This window comes from Exiguobacterium sp. FD-YE-25-4, assembly GCF_057004685.1.
This window is the reverse complement of the sequence record NZ_CM168041.1, coordinates 1,812,687-1,827,462: the sequence shown is the minus strand read 5'-3', so window position 1 is coordinate 1,827,462 and position 14,776 is coordinate 1,812,687. Positions and strand designations below refer to the sequence as shown.

Sequence of the window (14,776 nt, the reverse complement as noted above, 5' to 3'; positions counted from 1 at the left end):
GGGCACTGATGCAGCAAGCACGTCATTGGACGGTCGCGACAATCTCCGTCCTCTTTTTTCTCATTCTAGGCGCGATTCTCTATTTTACGGTGCGCCCATCGATTATTAGCGTCGAACCGCTCGGGATTGCCGAACAGGATATCCGCTCGCCCATCACGGTCGAGGACCGAACGGCGACGGAACGGTTGCAACAAGAAGCCGTCAATGGCGTCGGTAGTCAATTTTCGCTCCGACGCGAGTTTGCCGATCAACAAATCGCCAAAGTCGAGCAACTGTTCGCGGCGTTCGAGGAGACGGGAGAAGAGACCGAACTCTCGGATATTAAGAACCGGTTGAACTCGACCGAAGTGAATGGCTTTCTCGGTGACGATGAGTTGAATCTGTTGCTCGAGGCGAGTGAGAACACGCGTCGAACGGTCGAAGACGTCACCGTGACGGCGCTCCAAGAAGTAATGGGCAACCGCATCGAGACGAGCTCACAGTCGATTTCAGAAGCGAGAGACCGGGCCGAGACGCTCGTCGACCAATCCCCGCTCTCACTCGAGTTCCGGGCCATCGCCAACAGCCTGAGCGATCAATTGATCGTCCCGAACTACGTGTTCGACTCTGAGGCGACGCGCGAGAAAGAACAGCAGGCGCTCGACGCGGTCGAGCCGGTCATCATCCAAGAAGGACAATTGCTCGTCAATCAAGGCGAGGTCGTGACACGTGAGATTTATCGGAAGCTCGAATTGACCGGTGCGATCGACCCGAACCGTTCGTTCGCACCGCTGTTCGGGGCTTACTTACTGAGCGGACTGTTGACGACCGGATTTCTGTTCATGTTGATCCGGTCGAAGATTCAACAGTTGTTGCTTCGTCCTAAAATTTTGATTACCGTGTACGGGTTGTTACTGCTTCAACTCGGCATCTTTTTCGGGGTCGGCTATATCGGCATCGAGTTTACGACGTACGCATACGTGCTCGCACCGACGGCGTTCGTTGTCCTCTTGCTCCGTATCCTCGTCGATGAACGGGTCGCGCTCGCCTCGGCACTCATTACGATGATCGCCGGATCGATCGTGGCGAGTTTCGGGCAAAACACGAGCTTCATGACGGTCGTCTATTTTGCGACCGGTAGTTTCCTGGCTGTCTTCCTCGTCGAACCGAAGATTCAGCGGAAACGGTTATTCTTGTCAGGTGTCTTGCTCGGCATCATCAACATCATTATGGTGCTCGCGCTCTTGTTCCTGCGTAACACGGTAGTGACATGGGAGATGGTCGCGTATCTGTCAGGCTTCGCGATTACGAGTGCCCTGTTATCAATCGTGCTCACGTTCGGCTTCCTGCCGTTTCTCGAGCCGTGGTTCGGCGTCTTGTCATCGGGTCGCTTAATCGAATTGATGAGCCCGACGCACCCGCTGTTGCGGAAATTATTGATGGAGGCACCGGGTACGTATCATCACAGCATGATGGTCGCCAATCTGGCTGAATCGGCTTGTGAGGCGATCGGCGCCGACGGATTGCTCGCCCGGGTCGCTAGTTATTACCATGATCTTGGGAAGACCGAGCGGCCGCTCCACTTCATCGAGAACCAACAGAGCGGCGTCAACCCGCACGACCGGCTCACGCCGGAAGAATCGGCCGACATCATCATGGCCCATCCGTATGATGGTGCTGATCTGTTGCGCCGCTACAAGCTACCGAAAGAAATCATCGATATCGCCGAGCAACATCACGGCACGTCATTGTTGAAGTTCTTTTATGTGAAAGCGAAAGAGACACGAGATGTCACTGAGTCGCGCTTCCGTTACCCGGGACCGAAACCGCAGACGCGCGAGGCGGCGGTCGTCATGATCGTCGATTCGATTGAGGCGGCGGTAAGGTCACAGAAGCAGCCGACACCAGAACGGATCCGGCAGCTTGTCAGCGCGATTATCCGTGACAAGTTGCAAGACGGACAGTTCGAAGACTGCGAGTTGACGACGAAAGAAGTATGGCGGGTCGGGGAGAGCGCGTGTGAGACGTTGACCGGCTTGTTCCATGAACGGATCGAGTACCCAGAACTGAAGAAAGAAGGCGAATTACATGCAAATCATTTCGAACGATGAGCACGGGTTGTTGACCGATGCTCAAGTCGAGCTCGTCGAATCTATTTTGATGCACGCAGCGCTCGAAGAGGACATTGAAGAACCGAGCGAACTGTCGGTCACCTTTTTGACGAACGACGAGATTCAAGCAATCAATCGGGAATGGCGCGGGAAAGATGCGCCGACCGACGTGATCAGTTTTGCTTTTGACGAGATGGGCGAAGAAGAGATGGATTTCATGCTCGATGAAGACGAGCCTCGTCTCCTTGGCGATTTACTCATCTCGGTCGAGCGTTGCCGCGAACAGGCGGCCGACTATGGCCACTCATTCGAACGAGAACTCGGATTTTTGGCCATTCATGGCTTCTTACATCTCCTCGGCTATGATCACATGACGCCTGAGGAAGAAGCGGAAATGACGGCGCGCCAAGAACAAGTGCTTGCTCACTTCGAGCTGAAACGAGGCGAAGTGTGAAACCGTTCTGGTTCGCCGTGCACGGCATCGTGCACGCAGTGCGGACCGAACGCAACATGCTGATTCATCTCGCATCGAGCCTGCTCGTCGTCGTATTTGCCTGGTGGCTCCCAACGACGAAACTGGAGAACTTGATTCTGTTCGGTTGGGTCGTACTCGTCATCGCGCTCGAGCTGATGAACACGGCGGTCGAGCGCACGGTCGACCTCGTCACGAAAGACATCAAACCGTTAGCGAAGCAAGCGAAAGACGTCGCAGCCGGATCAGTGCTCGTTGCCGCCATCGGGGCCGCCATCACGGCACTTTTCATTTTTGGCCCTTATGTAATCGACAAATTCGTTATATGATTGAACGTATTGGAAATTTAGAAAGCAGGTGCACTATGTATCAAGAAGATTTTAAATCAGGGTTTGTGTCCATCATCGGTCGTCCGAACGTCGGGAAATCGACGTTCTTGAATCGGGTCATCGGACAAAAGATTGCCATCATGTCAGACAAGCCACAGACGACGCGCAACAAGGTCCAAGGTGTATATACGACGGATGATTCGCAAATCATCTTTATCGACACGCCAGGGATTCATAAGCCGAAACACCGTCTCGGCGATTTCATGATGAAAGTCGCGACGAACGCACTCCGTGAAGTCGACGCGATCCTCTTCATGGTCAACGTCACGGAACCGCGCGGCGCCGGCGATGAGTTCATCATCGAGAAGTTAAAAGGGCTCGATACGCCAATCATTCTCGTCATGAACAAAATCGATTTGATTCATCCGGACGAGATTCCGGCTGTCATCGAGCAGTATACGAACCAACTCGATTTCGCGGCGTACGTCCCGATCTCGGCACTTCAAGGCAATAACGTCGAACCGCTCCTTAAAGAAATCAAAAAGTTGCTCCCGGAAGGACCGATGTATTACCCGGCCGACCAAGTGACCGACCACCCGGAACGGTTCATCATCTCTGAATTGATTCGCGAGAAAGTGCTCCATAAGACGCGTGATGAAGTGCCGCACTCAATCGCGGTCGCCATCGAATCGATCAAGAAACGGGAAAACTCGGAAATGATTGATGTCGAGGCCGTGATCATGGTCGAGCGTGATTCGCAAAAAGGAATCGTCATCGGCAAAAAAGGTGCGATGCTCCGCGAAATCGGGACAGAAGCACGCCACGACATCGAGGCGCTCCTCGGGACAAAAGTGTATTTGAACCTATGGGTGAAAGTACAAAAAGATTGGCGTAACAAGATGGGTCAACTCCGCGACCTCGGTTTCCGCGACGACGAGTATTAAGCCATGTTGCAAAAGGTCACGGGAATCGTCATTCGGACGGTCAATTACGGGGAATCGAACAAAGTCGTCACGTTGTTCACCGAAGAACTCGGGAAAGTCGCCGTCATGGCGCGCGGTGCGAAAAAGCCGGGCAGTCGCCTGCATGCGTCGAGCCAGCCTTTCGTCGAGGCGGTGTATATTTTCCCGGCGAGCCGTGGCCTCGGTCAACTGAAGTCGTCGGATGTGATCACGTCCTATCCGGAAATCCGGAAAGACGTCGAGCGGATGGCGTACGCCATGTACTGGCTCGAGCTCGTCGACCGCACCGTCGAGGACCGGGTGCCGAACCGTCCGCTCTATCGCATCTTGAACGATGCCCTGCAGGCGCTCAATGCAGGGATGGACCCGGATGTGATCACGCACCACTTTGAACTGCGGATTTTGCACCTGCTCGGGGTCGCACCGGTCTTGACCGGTTGCATCCGGTGCAACGATGTGACCGACCCGATGTATTTTTCAGTGGCGGCCGGTGGTTTTCTTTGCTCGCGTCACCAAGAAGAAGGGTCGGCCCGCATGAGCGAACGTCTAGCGAAGCTCCTCTATTTGATGAGCCGACACGAGCTGTCCGAATTCAGTAACGTCCCGCTCACAAAAGAGACGCGGATTCTGCTCAGGCAGCTGTTCGACGCCTATATGGAATCATACAGTGGCTTGCGGCTGAAGACGAAACGTGTCCTCGATCAAATGCAACGCCTTTACTTGAACGATGATTGACTTTTTCGACAAGATTCGATACCATAATCTACGATTAGACAAATGAAATAGCGTGCGCAATGAAGGAAACGAGTAGCTTTTACGCCATGGGTACAGCGAGTTCGGGGAGGTGGGAGCCGAACGCCAGGGGGAAGTGAATGGCAATTCCGGAGCGCCCACAATCCAAAGAGTGGCCTCATCTCGAGGCAAGTAGGGTGGAACCGCGGGTAATCCCGTCCCTATGTGCATGGCACATAGGGGCGTTTTTTGTCGTTTCAATACTTTTGGAGGTGTCACATATGAAGCACATGACCGTGCAAGAAATTATTTTGACGTTACAAAATTTCTGGGCGTCGAAAGGCTGCTTGACAATGCAAGCGTATGACGTTGAGAAAGGGGCCGGTACGATGAACCCGATGACGTTCTTACGGAGTCTCGGACCAGAGCCGTGGAACGTCTGTTACACGGAGCCGTCACGTCGTCCGGCGGATGGACGGTACGGAGAAAACCCGAACCGTTTGTATCAGCATCATCAGTTCCAAGTCATCATGAAGCCGTCACCGAGCAACATCCAAGAGCTTTACTTAGAAAGTTTAGAGTTGATCGGAATCAATCCGCTCGAGCACGATATCCGTTTCGTCGAAGACAACTGGGAAAACCCGACGTTCGGCGCGGCCGGTCTAGGTTGGGAAGTTTGGTTGAACGGGATGGAGATCACCCAGTTCACGTATTTCCAACAAGTCGGTGGCATCGAGTGTGACCCGATCGCCGTCGAGATCACATACGGTCTCGAACGTCTCGCGTCGTACATCCAAGAAGTCGAGAGCGTGTTTGACCTCGTCTGGACGGACGGATTCAAGTATGGGGACATCTTCTACCAGCCCGAGTATGAACACTCAAAATATACGTTCGAACTTTCAGACGTCGACATGTTGTTCACGTTGTTCGATACGTACGAAAAAGAAGCGAAGCGTGCCCTTGACGAGAACCTCGTCTTCCCGGCTTACGACTATATCCTCAAATGTTCGCATACGTTCAACCTACTCGATGCGAAAGGCGCCATCTCGGTGACGGAACGGACCGGTTTCATCCAACGTGTCCGCAACATGTCCCGTGCGTGTGCTGCCAAATTTATCGAAGAGCGGGAACGTCTCGGTTTCCCACTTTTGAACCAAGAGAAAGCAGGTGCCCTTGATGCGTGACCTTTTATTAGAAATCGGACTTGAAGAATTACCAGCGCAATACGTCCTCCGTTCGGAGAAACAATTGGCAGAGCGTGTGACCGCCTTCTTGACGGACGCCCGTGTCCAGTTCGGGACATTGACCGTCTATTCAACACCGCGCCGTCTCGCCGTTCTTGTCAAAGACGTCGAAGAGAAGCAACAAGACTTGACGGAGACGCTTCGCGGACCGGCGAAAAAGATCGCTCAAGACGCTGAAGGAAACTGGTCGAAAGCAGCCGCTGGGTTTGCCCGTGGCCGTGGTCTCTCGGTCGACGACTTGTACTTCGCTGAAGAGAAAGGTGTCGAGTACGTGTTCGCAGACCGTCACGAGTCAGGTCAGGCGACGAGCACGCTGCTTCCGGCACTCGAAGACGTCGTCCGTGGTATGACGTTCCCGAAAAACATGAAGTGGGGCACGAGCAGTCTCCGCTACATGCGTCCGATTCGTTGGCTCGTCGCGTTGTTCGGTGCCGAGCAAATTGATTTTGAAATCGAAGGCGTAAAGACAGGAAACGTGACACGTGGTCACCGCTTCTTGAGTAAAGGTGACGTCACGATCGCCGAGCCGGCCGGCTACGCCGAGACGCTCGAACGCGAATTCGTCGTCGCGTCATATGAAGACCGTAAGGCCCGCATTGAGCGTCAAATCGACGAGTTGGCTTCAGAACAAGGGTGGACGGTTCCGCTCGACGCCTCATTGCTCGAGGAAGTGACGAACCTCGTCGAATGGCCGACTGCGCTGTTCGGTGAATTCGATGCAAGCTATCTCGAACTTCCGGAAGAAGTATTGATCACGACGATGAAAGAGCACCAACGCTATTTCCCGGTCTATATCGGTGAAACGCTTAAAAACTATTTCGTGACCGTCCGTAACGGGAACGCAGACCATCTTCAAAACGTGGCCAAAGGGAACGAGAAGGTCATCCGGGCCCGCTTGGCAGACGCCGTCTTCTTCTATGAGGAAGACCAAAAGACGAAGATTGACGATCAACTCGTCCGTCTCGACCGCATCGTCTTCCATGAAAAGTTGGGCACGACGGGAGACAAGGTCCGTCGCGTAGAACAACTCGCCGGAACGCTGGCGCCATTGTTCAATGCGGATGCAGCCAAAGTCGCCCGGGCTGGTGCCATCCATAAGTTCGACCTCGTCAGCCAAATGGTGTATGAGTTCACAGAACTCCAAGGGGTGATGGGTGAGAAGTATGCGCTCCAACAAGGTGAGGACAAAGAAGTGGCCGCGGCCATCCGTGAACACTATATGCCACGCTTTGCGGGCGACGCGTCACCATCGATGCCAACGGGTGCGGTTCTCGCACTCGCCGATAAATTGGATTCGATCGCTGCATTCTTCGGAATCGGCATGATTCCGAGCGGTTCGCAAGACCCGTTCGCGCTTCGTCGTCAAGCCCAAGGGGTCGTCCAAATTCTAGCGGATTGGAAGATTGCGCTCCCACTCGACAAATTACTTTCACAAGTTGTCGATTCGCAACTTCAGGCAGGACTTTATGATGCCGATAAAGAACAAGTCAAGGCGCAACTAAAAGACTTCTTCATGCTTCGCCTGAAGTATCGTCTCCAAGAACGGCAAGTCCGTTATGACGTCATCGACGCCGTATTGACGACAGAGCTCGCCATCAACCGGCTCGATGCCCGAGCGGACGCGGTTCAAGCCATGCTCGCAAACGATGCGAAACTACTCATTGAGCAATTGACGCGTGTCGTCAATATCGCCAAGAAAGGTGAGGCTGGAGAGGTCGATCCGGCATTGTTCGAAAACAAAGAAGAGAACGAACTCCATGTCGCCATCGAAGCGACGCTACCGGAAACGGAGCGAGCCGTCGGGGATGGGGATTATCATCAAGCGATCGCGTCATTGCGCGTATTGGAACAACCGATTAGCGCTTATTTCGAAAATACAATGGTCATGAGCGACGCTGAAGCGATTCGCGAGAACCGTCTGCGCGAGATGAAACGACTCGCCATGACGATCGAGAGCGTCGCCGACTTTAGCGCGCTCGTACTCTGACCAAACTTGAGGGGGTTGGCTATGCAGCTGAATGAACGCCAACAGAAGATCGTTGAGATCGTCAGGGTCAACGGACCGATCACGGGTGAGCAGATCGCGCAAGAGCTGTCGCTCACTCGCGCCACGCTCCGCCCGGACCTGGCCATCTTGACGATGACTGGAATACTAGAAGCCCGGCCACGTGTCGGCTACACGTTCGTCGGCAAACGAAACTCATCCCTGCTTCGGGAAAAATTGGATTCATTGACGGTCGGCGACTTCATGTCGTCCGCGAAAGTCGTCAGTGACGAGATGACGGTGTATGACGCCGTCGTGACCTTGTTTTTAGAAGACGTCGGTTCGCTGTTCGTCGTCGGCAAGGACAACGAGCTCGTCGGTGTCTTGTCACGTAAAGACTTACTTCGGGCCGCCATCGGCAATCAAGACTTGGATCAATTGCCGGTCAACGTCATCATGACCCGCATGCCGAACATCACGGTGTGCGAGAAGAGTGAGACGTTGATTCGGGCCGGGATGAAGCTGATCGAGAAACAAATCGATGCCATGCCAGTCGTCGAAGAGAAAGACGGCAAGCTGATCGTGCTCGGTCGCATGACGAAGACGAACATGACGAAAGTATTGATCGCACTCGCCAACGATGAGTCGTTCTGAGGAGGAATCTGGTTTGACACTGACACAAAAACAACTCGTATTTGTCGTGAGCGATTCGGTCGGGGAGACATGTGAACTCGTCGTCCGCGCCGCGAGCATCCAGTTCCACGAGAATGCGATTGAGACGCTTAGAATTCCGTTCGTGGAAGATGAACAGACGATTCACGATGTCGTGACACAAGCGCGTGCCCAAGGAGCAGTCATCGCCTTCACGTTGGTCAACGAAGAGCATCGTGCCCTCCTCGTTCAACTCGGACGAGAGCATGACGTGAAGACGGTCGACTTGCTCGGCGACTTACTCGACGTGCTCGCCGGTCAACTCGGAGAGAGTCCGCGCGAGAAACCGGGACTCATCTATCGTCTCGATGAGGATTACTTCCGGAAAATCGAAGCGATGGAGTTCGCGGTCAAGTACGACGACGGACGTGACCCAAGAGGCTTGAAAAAAGCTGATATCGTCCTCGTCGGCGTATCACGCACATCCAAGACGCCGCTCTCACAATATTTGGCGTTGAAGCGGTATAAGGTCGCCAACGTACCGCTCGTGCCGGAATCACGCCCGCCGGAAGAACTGTTCGATTTGCCGCCTGACAAGTGCGTCGGGTTGATCATCTCGCCGGATAAGTTGATTTCGATTCGGATGGAACGGTTGAAGTCGCTCGGTTTGAAACCGGAGGCCGACTACGCCCAACTCGAACGCATCAATCGTGAACTCGAGTATGCCCGAGGGATTTACGAACGAATCGGTTGCGAGGTCATCGACGTGACGAACAAAGCCGTCGAAGAGACGGCAGGCATCATTTTACGGATGCTCGACCAATCGAAAGACGATTGAGTACTCGGATTAGTAATCGACTGGTGTTAACGGTATAATAGAGTACTGACATTACAGTGAAACGGAACGTGGTGAGCGTTCCGTTTCGTTGCGAGTTTGGATAGGGAGTGGTCGAGTTGCCGCGAATACCGGATGAAGTCATTGCGGAAGTGAAACAAGCCACAGATATCGTTGATTTAATCAGTGAACGCGTTGAATTGAAGAAGCAAGGCCATCGCCTCGTCGGTCTCTGTCCGTTCCACTCGGAGAACAGTCCATCGTTCTCCGTGTCCCCGGAAAAAGGGATGTACCATTGTTTTGGATGTGGAGCCGGCGGGAACGTATTTACGTTCGTCATGGAGACAGAAGGTTTGTCGTTCCCTGAGACGATTGAACGTCTCGCGACGCGGGCGAACATCGCCATCGAGGGCGGGGTGTCTGGCGATGAGGAGTTGTCACGAGACCAAGTCATTCGTAAACAGATGCGCGATGCCCATCGTGTCGTGGCGGATTTGTATCATGAAGTGTTGATGAAGACCGAAGCGGGCGAAGTCGGATTGACGTATTTGCAAGCGCGCGGTCTACAGGAGACGACGATCGGACAGTATAAGATCGGGTATGCGCCTGATCATCGCCGTTTTACCGTTGATTCACTGGAACGAAGAGGTTTCGACCTCGAGGTCATGGTGGAGGCGGGGTTGATTTCTAAGTCAAGGTCCGGTGAATATTTTGACCGGTTTGAAGGCAGAGTCGTCTTTCCGATTGCGGATCGAGACGGCACCATCGTCGGATTTAGCGGACGGGCGATCGATGAGCGACAGCCAAAGTACGTCAACACAGCGGATACGCCCTTGTTCAACAAGAGCGAACTCCTCTTCGGCTTTTCACAGGCACGGGCCACGATGCGAAAGCAAAAACGGGTCGTGCTCGTGGAAGGGAACGTCGACGTCTTGCAAGTCGCGCAAGCCGGGACGAAGGAAGTCGTCGCGTCGCTCGGGACGGCGTTTTCGACGCAGCATGCCCGTGCGTTAGCACGCATGGTCGAAGAAGTGATCATCTGTTATGACGGTGATACGGCTGGGCAAGAAGCGACGATGAAAGTCGTCCGCTTGCTCGAGGGCTACCCGCTCGATGTCCAGGTGCTGATGTTACCTGAGAAGACCGACCCGGATGATTATATTCGGACGAACGGGGCGGAGCAGTGGCACAGACTTGTCGAATCGGAGCGTTTATCCGTCCTCGATTTCATGAACCGGACGCTACGGCGTGGGAAAAACATGAATCGAGAAGGAGAACGGATTCGATTTATTGAATCTATGCTTGTGGAAATCAGTAAAACGGACAATTCGATTCGACGTGATTTATATGTGAGAAAGCTGGCCGACGAATTTGAGATTCCAGTCGAGACATTGTTGTCACGGATGCCCTCGACAAGACCGAAAGAAATCGCCCCCCAACGAGTGCCGGAGGCTGAACCGGTTCGCCGGCGTTCATCTAAGACGAATGAACCGCGTTATGTCAAAGCCGAAAAGCTGTTGCTTCGGGCCATGCTGAGTGGTCCGGAGCGGGTCCGCTTCGTCAGGGACCGCCTCGGGCTAGCCTATCAGGACGAAGTGCATCGCATGCTGGCGACGGCCCTCTATGAGATCGTCTCGGAGGACATGACGCATGAAGAATTCGAACAAGTGGCGCCCCCGTTCATGGAGCGCTATTGTGACCAACGTCCGGACTATGCGAATCGGTATGCCGAGATTCGGCTCATGTCCGCACCGGACGAACTGACCGAAGAGGTTTTAGATGAATACATTAAGGTCATAAACAGTTATGAGGAACAGCGTCAAATCGAACGAGCGAAAAGGGAAATCGGACAAGATGCCGAAAGTATAGTAGACCAGGCATCCAAGTTACAAGAATTGATTACCCGGAGTCGTCGTCTTCGTGAACGATGAACGTGAAGGAAGTTTGGAAGGAGTTGAACTGCTAGATGGCAGAGAAGAAAAAAGAGGACTTATTTAACGCCATAGACGAACTCGAGAAATTAGGTAAGAAAAAAGGCGTCGTATCCATGCAAGCAATCCAAGATCGCCTCAGCCATTTCGAGGTGGATTCGGACTTTATCGATAACTTCATTGAAGACTTAGAAGGTAAAGATATCCGCGTCACAGAAGATGCGGCCGATGCCGAAGAAACACCAACCAAAAAAGAGGACGAAGAGGTCGATTTGAACGACTTGTCCGTCCCGCCAGGTATTAAGATCAACGACCCGGTCCGCATGTATTTGAAAGAGATCGGCCGCGTCGATCTCCTCAGTGCGAAAGATGAGACCGAACTCGCGAAACGGATTGAACAAGGGGACGAAGAGGCGAAGAAACGTCTTGCCGAAGCCAACCTCCGTCTCGTCGTCTCAATCGCGAAACGTTATGTCGGGCGCGGTATGCTCTTCCTTGACTTGATTCAAGAAGGAAACATGGGCCTCATTAAAGCCGTCGAGAAGTTCGACTACATGAAAGGGTTCAAGTTCTCGACGTACGCGACGTGGTGGATTCGTCAAGCTATCACCCGCGCCATCGCCGACCAAGCTCGGACAATCCGGATCCCGGTCCACATGGTCGAGACGATCAACAAGTTGATTCGTGTTCAACGTCAACTGTTGCAAGACCTCGGGCGCGAACCGGCACCTGAAGAAATCGCCAAAGAGATGGAACTCACACCTGAAAAAGTGCGTGAAATCTTGAAAATCGCCCAAGAGCCTGTCTCGCTCGAGACACCAATCGGGGAAGAGGATGATTCGCACCTCGGCGACTTCATCGAAGACCAAGATGCGATGGCACCGCAAGACGCCGCTGCCTATGAGCTACTCAAAGAACAGCTCGAAGACGTGCTCGACACGCTCACGGACCGCGAAGAAAACGTACTCCGTCTCCGTTTCGGTCTCGATGATGGCCGTACGCGCACGCTCGAAGAAGTCGGGAAAGTGTTCGGCGTCACCCGCGAGCGGATTCGTCAAATCGAGGCGAAGGCGCTCCGGAAGCTCCGTCACCCGAGCCGTTCGAAACGCTTGAAAGACTTCCTTGATTAATTGTGTTTTTGAATAAAATGTGAAGTTTTAGAAGAAAGGAAGGAAAATGAGTGATTTTCCTTCCTTCTTTATTATTTTTTGAGTAAAATAGTGATGGGTAGAAATTTGGAATGAACATGAGGGGGAAATACAATGCGTAATCCATTGTTACCGTTTGCAGCGATCGCGATCGTCGCAATCATTGCCATGGTCTCATTATCGTATTTTGGCGTGAACCAAGCTCAGCAGGCTGCTGAAGGTCCGTCGGTCACTGAGATGAACCCGGAAGACTTGTACGCGGCGAAAGGCTGCACAGGTTGCCACGGTGGAAATCTCGAAGGTGGCGTCGGTCCTGCGTTGACAGGCGTCGGCGAACGTTTATCGGCGGAAGAGATCACAAACATCATCGTCAACGGTAAAGGTGCAATGCCAGCCGGTCTCGCGACTGCCGAAGAAGCAGACGTACTCGCGACTTGGTTGCTCGAACAATAAGGGTGAAACGTACTCCTTCTGGGGTACGTTTTTTATTGTCCTGGATATAAATATTCGTTACCCTAATAGTGAAGAAGTAGAAAAAGGAGTTGTCCCTATGCAAGAACAAGTGACGTTAGACCGCCGACTGAAGCAAGTCGTCGATTTCATTCCGAAAGGCAGTGTAGTGGCGGACATCGGCTCTGACCACGCCTACGTGCCATGCTATCTCGTTCAGCAAGGCATCGTCGACCGCGCCATCGCAGGCGAAGTGAACCGTGGACCGATGGAAGCGGCCAAAGCTCAAGTCGAGCTCATCGGGGCGACCGAAAACATCGACGTCCGTCTCGGTGACGGGCTCGCCGTCCTCGAAGCAGATGAGGCGACATGCATCTCGATTTGCGGGATGGGCGGAAGTTTGATTCGGTCGATTTTAGAGAGCGGCCGTGACAAGTTAGGAGCGGTCGAACGGCTCGTCCTGCAACCGAACGTGGACGGGCAACACGTCCGCGAATGGTTGCTCGACGCAGGATTCGTCCTAGTCGCGGAATCAATCGTTGAAGAGAATGACAAAGTATACGAGATTCTCGTCGGCGAACGTGGCACGGAGACGTGCTATAGCCTAGATGACACAGAACGCGCGTGGCAGCTCATGTTCGGACCGTACTTGCTCACGACACGCCCAGAGGCGTTCAAAATGAAATGGGGCCGCGAGGCGGACAAGCTCGATTACGTGCTCGGTCAGATGGCGGCAGGTGCCCAAACCGAAGCGCTCATCCGCAAACAGGAGGAGTTCAAGACGCTGCGTGACAAAATGAGAGAGGTGAGCAACTGATGGCGAACGGAAATCATGTCATTCAATTGTTTGAGGAGTTCGCCCCGAAACATCTCGCGGTCGAGGGCGATAAAATTGGTCTTCAAATCGGTACGTTGAATAAACCGGTACGACGAGTCATGGTGACGCTAGACGTGCTCGAATCGGTCGTTGATGAAGCGATCGAGCGAGACGTCGATTTGATTATCGCCCATCACCCACCCATTTTCAGCGCGCTTGCGCAAGTGAACGATTGCAGTGCCGCTGGCCGGATCGTTATGAAATGCATTCGGCATGACATTGCCGTCTATGTCGCCCATACGAACTTGGACGTCTGTCAGGGCGGGGTCAACGATTGGATGAGTCAGGCACTTGGACTCGTCGACCCGATGGTACTCATTCCAACTTATGAAGAACCGGTGTATAAGCTGTCCGTCTTCGTTCCGGTGACCCATCGGACCGCCGTCTCGGATGCGCTAGGACGTGCCGGCGCCGGCCGAATTGGGGATTATGGGGACTGCCAGTTCACTGTTTCAGGAGAAGGGCAGTTTACTCCGCTTGCCGGGTCCGACCCGTACCTCGGTCAGCATGGCAAGACGGAGCGTGTCGAAGAAGTGAAAATCGAGACGATTGTCACGGAGAGCCAAAAGAAAAGAGTGCTTAAGGCGATGACGGACGCGCATCCATACGAAGAGGTGGCCTACGATTTGATTCGTGACGACATTGACGGGCCCGTGTTCGGCCTCGGTCGTATCGGACGTCTCGAGGTGCCTCTCACACTCGCCGCGTTCGCCGAACACGTCAAGACGAGCTTTGACGTCGAAGCCGTCCGTGTCGTCGGCGATCCGAACCGGATCATCGAGAAAGTGGCGGTGCTCGGCGGGGACGGGAATAAATACGTATCGGCAGCCCATTTCAAAGGTGCGGATGCGTATGTGACGGGCGACCTGTACTTCCATGTGGCCCACGATGCAATGGCGCTCGGACTTTCTGTCGTCGACCCGGGTCATCACGTGGAGAGCGTGATGAAGCAAGGCGTCGTCGACGTGATGCGCGAGAAGTGTGAACGTGCGAAACTCGATGTCGAATTGTTTGTTTCGGAAGCCGATACAAACCCGTTCCGCTTCTACTGATGATTAAACGAAAAACCCC

Annotated in this window: 14 protein-coding genes; all 14 read left to right on the top strand. The window is 53.6% G+C overall.

Annotated features, from left to right (window positions below; genetic code table 11):
- Window positions 1–8 precede the first annotated feature (8 nt).
- Window positions 9–2,090, top strand: a complete 2,082-nt coding sequence (locus tag AC13H5_RS09485; RefSeq protein WP_034778117.1) for an HD family phosphohydrolase — start codon at window positions 9–11, stop codon at window positions 2,088–2,090.
- Entirely contained in the window at window positions 2,068–2,544 is a 477-nt protein-coding gene (ybeY, locus tag AC13H5_RS09480; RefSeq protein ID WP_034778115.1) for an rRNA maturation RNase YbeY, read from the top strand. The genes AC13H5_RS09485 and ybeY overlap by 23 nt, the downstream gene beginning before the upstream one ends.
- Window positions 2,541–2,891 carry a diacylglycerol kinase family protein gene (locus tag AC13H5_RS09475; RefSeq protein WP_034778113.1) on the top strand — a complete coding sequence of 117 codons (351 nt, stop codon included), beginning with the start codon at window positions 2,541–2,543 and terminating at the stop codon, window positions 2,889–2,891. Before ybeY ends, AC13H5_RS09475 begins: the two co-directional genes overlap by 4 nt.
- Window positions 2,892–2,926: 35 nt before the next feature.
- The gene (gene era / locus AC13H5_RS09470; protein WP_029595225.1) at window positions 2,927–3,835 is read left to right on the top strand and encodes a GTPase Era; all 909 of its coding nucleotides are present in this window, start codon (window positions 2,927–2,929) and stop codon (window positions 3,833–3,835) included.
- Between the two features lie 3 nt (window positions 3,836–3,838).
- Entirely contained in the window at window positions 3,839–4,588 is a 750-nt protein-coding gene (recO, locus tag AC13H5_RS09465; protein WP_034778111.1) for a DNA repair protein RecO, read from the top strand.
- Between the two features lie 287 nt (window positions 4,589–4,875).
- Window positions 4,876–5,769, top strand: coding sequence for a glycine--tRNA ligase subunit alpha (gene glyQ / locus AC13H5_RS09460; protein ID WP_371743415.1), 894 nt, complete (start codon window positions 4,876–4,878; stop codon window positions 5,767–5,769).
- Window positions 5,762–7,816 carry a glycine--tRNA ligase subunit beta gene (gene glyS, locus AC13H5_RS09455; RefSeq protein WP_483545647.1) on the top strand — a complete coding sequence of 685 codons (2,055 nt, stop codon included), beginning with the start codon at window positions 5,762–5,764 and terminating at the stop codon, window positions 7,814–7,816. The genes glyQ and glyS overlap by 8 nt, the downstream gene beginning before the upstream one ends.
- Before the next feature lie 21 nt (window positions 7,817–7,837).
- Entirely contained in the window at window positions 7,838–8,467 is a 630-nt protein-coding gene (gene ccpN / locus AC13H5_RS09450; RefSeq protein ID WP_034778102.1) for a transcriptional regulator CcpN, read from the top strand.
- Complete coding sequence (locus tag AC13H5_RS09445; protein WP_214711413.1) at window positions 8,454–9,302, top strand: pyruvate, water dikinase regulatory protein; 849 nt, start codon at window positions 8,454–8,456, stop codon at window positions 9,300–9,302. Before ccpN ends, AC13H5_RS09445 begins: the two co-directional genes overlap by 14 nt.
- Before the next feature lie 107 nt (window positions 9,303–9,409).
- Window positions 9,410–11,230 carry a DNA primase gene (gene dnaG / locus AC13H5_RS09440; RefSeq protein ID WP_233004389.1) on the top strand — a complete coding sequence of 607 codons (1,821 nt, stop codon included), beginning with the start codon at window positions 9,410–9,412 and terminating at the stop codon, window positions 11,228–11,230.
- A gap of 35 nt (window positions 11,231–11,265) precedes the next feature.
- Window positions 11,266–12,360: an RNA polymerase sigma factor RpoD gene (rpoD, locus tag AC13H5_RS09435; protein WP_034778096.1), complete on the top strand. Its 1,095-nt coding sequence runs from the start codon at window positions 11,266–11,268 to the stop codon at window positions 12,358–12,360.
- A 132-nt stretch (window positions 12,361–12,492) separates the two neighbouring features.
- Window positions 12,493–12,831 (top strand): cytochrome c550, encoded by a 339-nt coding sequence (gene cccA, locus AC13H5_RS09430; protein WP_021065699.1) that lies wholly within the window; start codon window positions 12,493–12,495, stop codon window positions 12,829–12,831.
- Between the two features lie 97 nt (window positions 12,832–12,928).
- Complete coding sequence (locus tag AC13H5_RS09425; RefSeq protein ID WP_034778092.1) at window positions 12,929–13,645, top strand: tRNA (adenine(22)-N(1))-methyltransferase; 717 nt, start codon at window positions 12,929–12,931, stop codon at window positions 13,643–13,645.
- Entirely contained in the window at window positions 13,645–14,757 is a 1,113-nt protein-coding gene (locus AC13H5_RS09420; protein WP_483545646.1) for a Nif3-like dinuclear metal center hexameric protein, read from the top strand. The genes AC13H5_RS09425 and AC13H5_RS09420 overlap by 1 nt, the downstream gene beginning before the upstream one ends.
- The last annotated feature ends 19 nt before the right edge of the window (window positions 14,758–14,776 follow it).

What these genes read in the sequence shown, in the direction of transcription:
- AC13H5_RS09485 (WP_034778117.1), top strand. Translation starts at nt 9, where the DNA reads ATGCAGCAAGCACGTCATTGGACGGTCGCGACAATCTCCGTCCTCTTT.
- ybeY (WP_034778115.1), top strand. Translation starts at nt 2,068, where the DNA reads ATGCAAATCATTTCGAACGATGAGCACGGGTTGTTGACCGATGCTCAA.
- era (WP_029595225.1), top strand. Translation starts at nt 2,927, where the DNA reads ATGTATCAAGAAGATTTTAAATCAGGGTTTGTGTCCATCATCGGTCGT.
- recO (WP_034778111.1), top strand. Translation starts at nt 3,839, where the DNA reads ATGTTGCAAAAGGTCACGGGAATCGTCATTCGGACGGTCAATTACGGG.
- glyQ (WP_371743415.1), top strand. Translation starts at nt 4,876, where the DNA reads ATGACCGTGCAAGAAATTATTTTGACGTTACAAAATTTCTGGGCGTCG.
- glyS (WP_483545647.1), top strand. Translation starts at nt 5,762, where the DNA reads ATGCGTGACCTTTTATTAGAAATCGGACTTGAAGAATTACCAGCGCAA.
- ccpN (WP_034778102.1), top strand. Translation starts at nt 7,838, where the DNA reads ATGCAGCTGAATGAACGCCAACAGAAGATCGTTGAGATCGTCAGGGTC.
- AC13H5_RS09445 (WP_214711413.1), top strand. Translation starts at nt 8,454, where the DNA reads ATGAGTCGTTCTGAGGAGGAATCTGGTTTGACACTGACACAAAAACAA.
- rpoD (WP_034778096.1), top strand. Translation starts at nt 11,266, where the DNA reads ATGGCAGAGAAGAAAAAAGAGGACTTATTTAACGCCATAGACGAACTC.
- cccA (WP_021065699.1), top strand. Translation starts at nt 12,493, where the DNA reads ATGCGTAATCCATTGTTACCGTTTGCAGCGATCGCGATCGTCGCAATC.
- AC13H5_RS09425 (WP_034778092.1), top strand. Translation starts at nt 12,929, where the DNA reads ATGCAAGAACAAGTGACGTTAGACCGCCGACTGAAGCAAGTCGTCGAT.
- AC13H5_RS09420 (WP_483545646.1), top strand. Translation starts at nt 13,645, where the DNA reads ATGGCGAACGGAAATCATGTCATTCAATTGTTTGAGGAGTTCGCCCCG.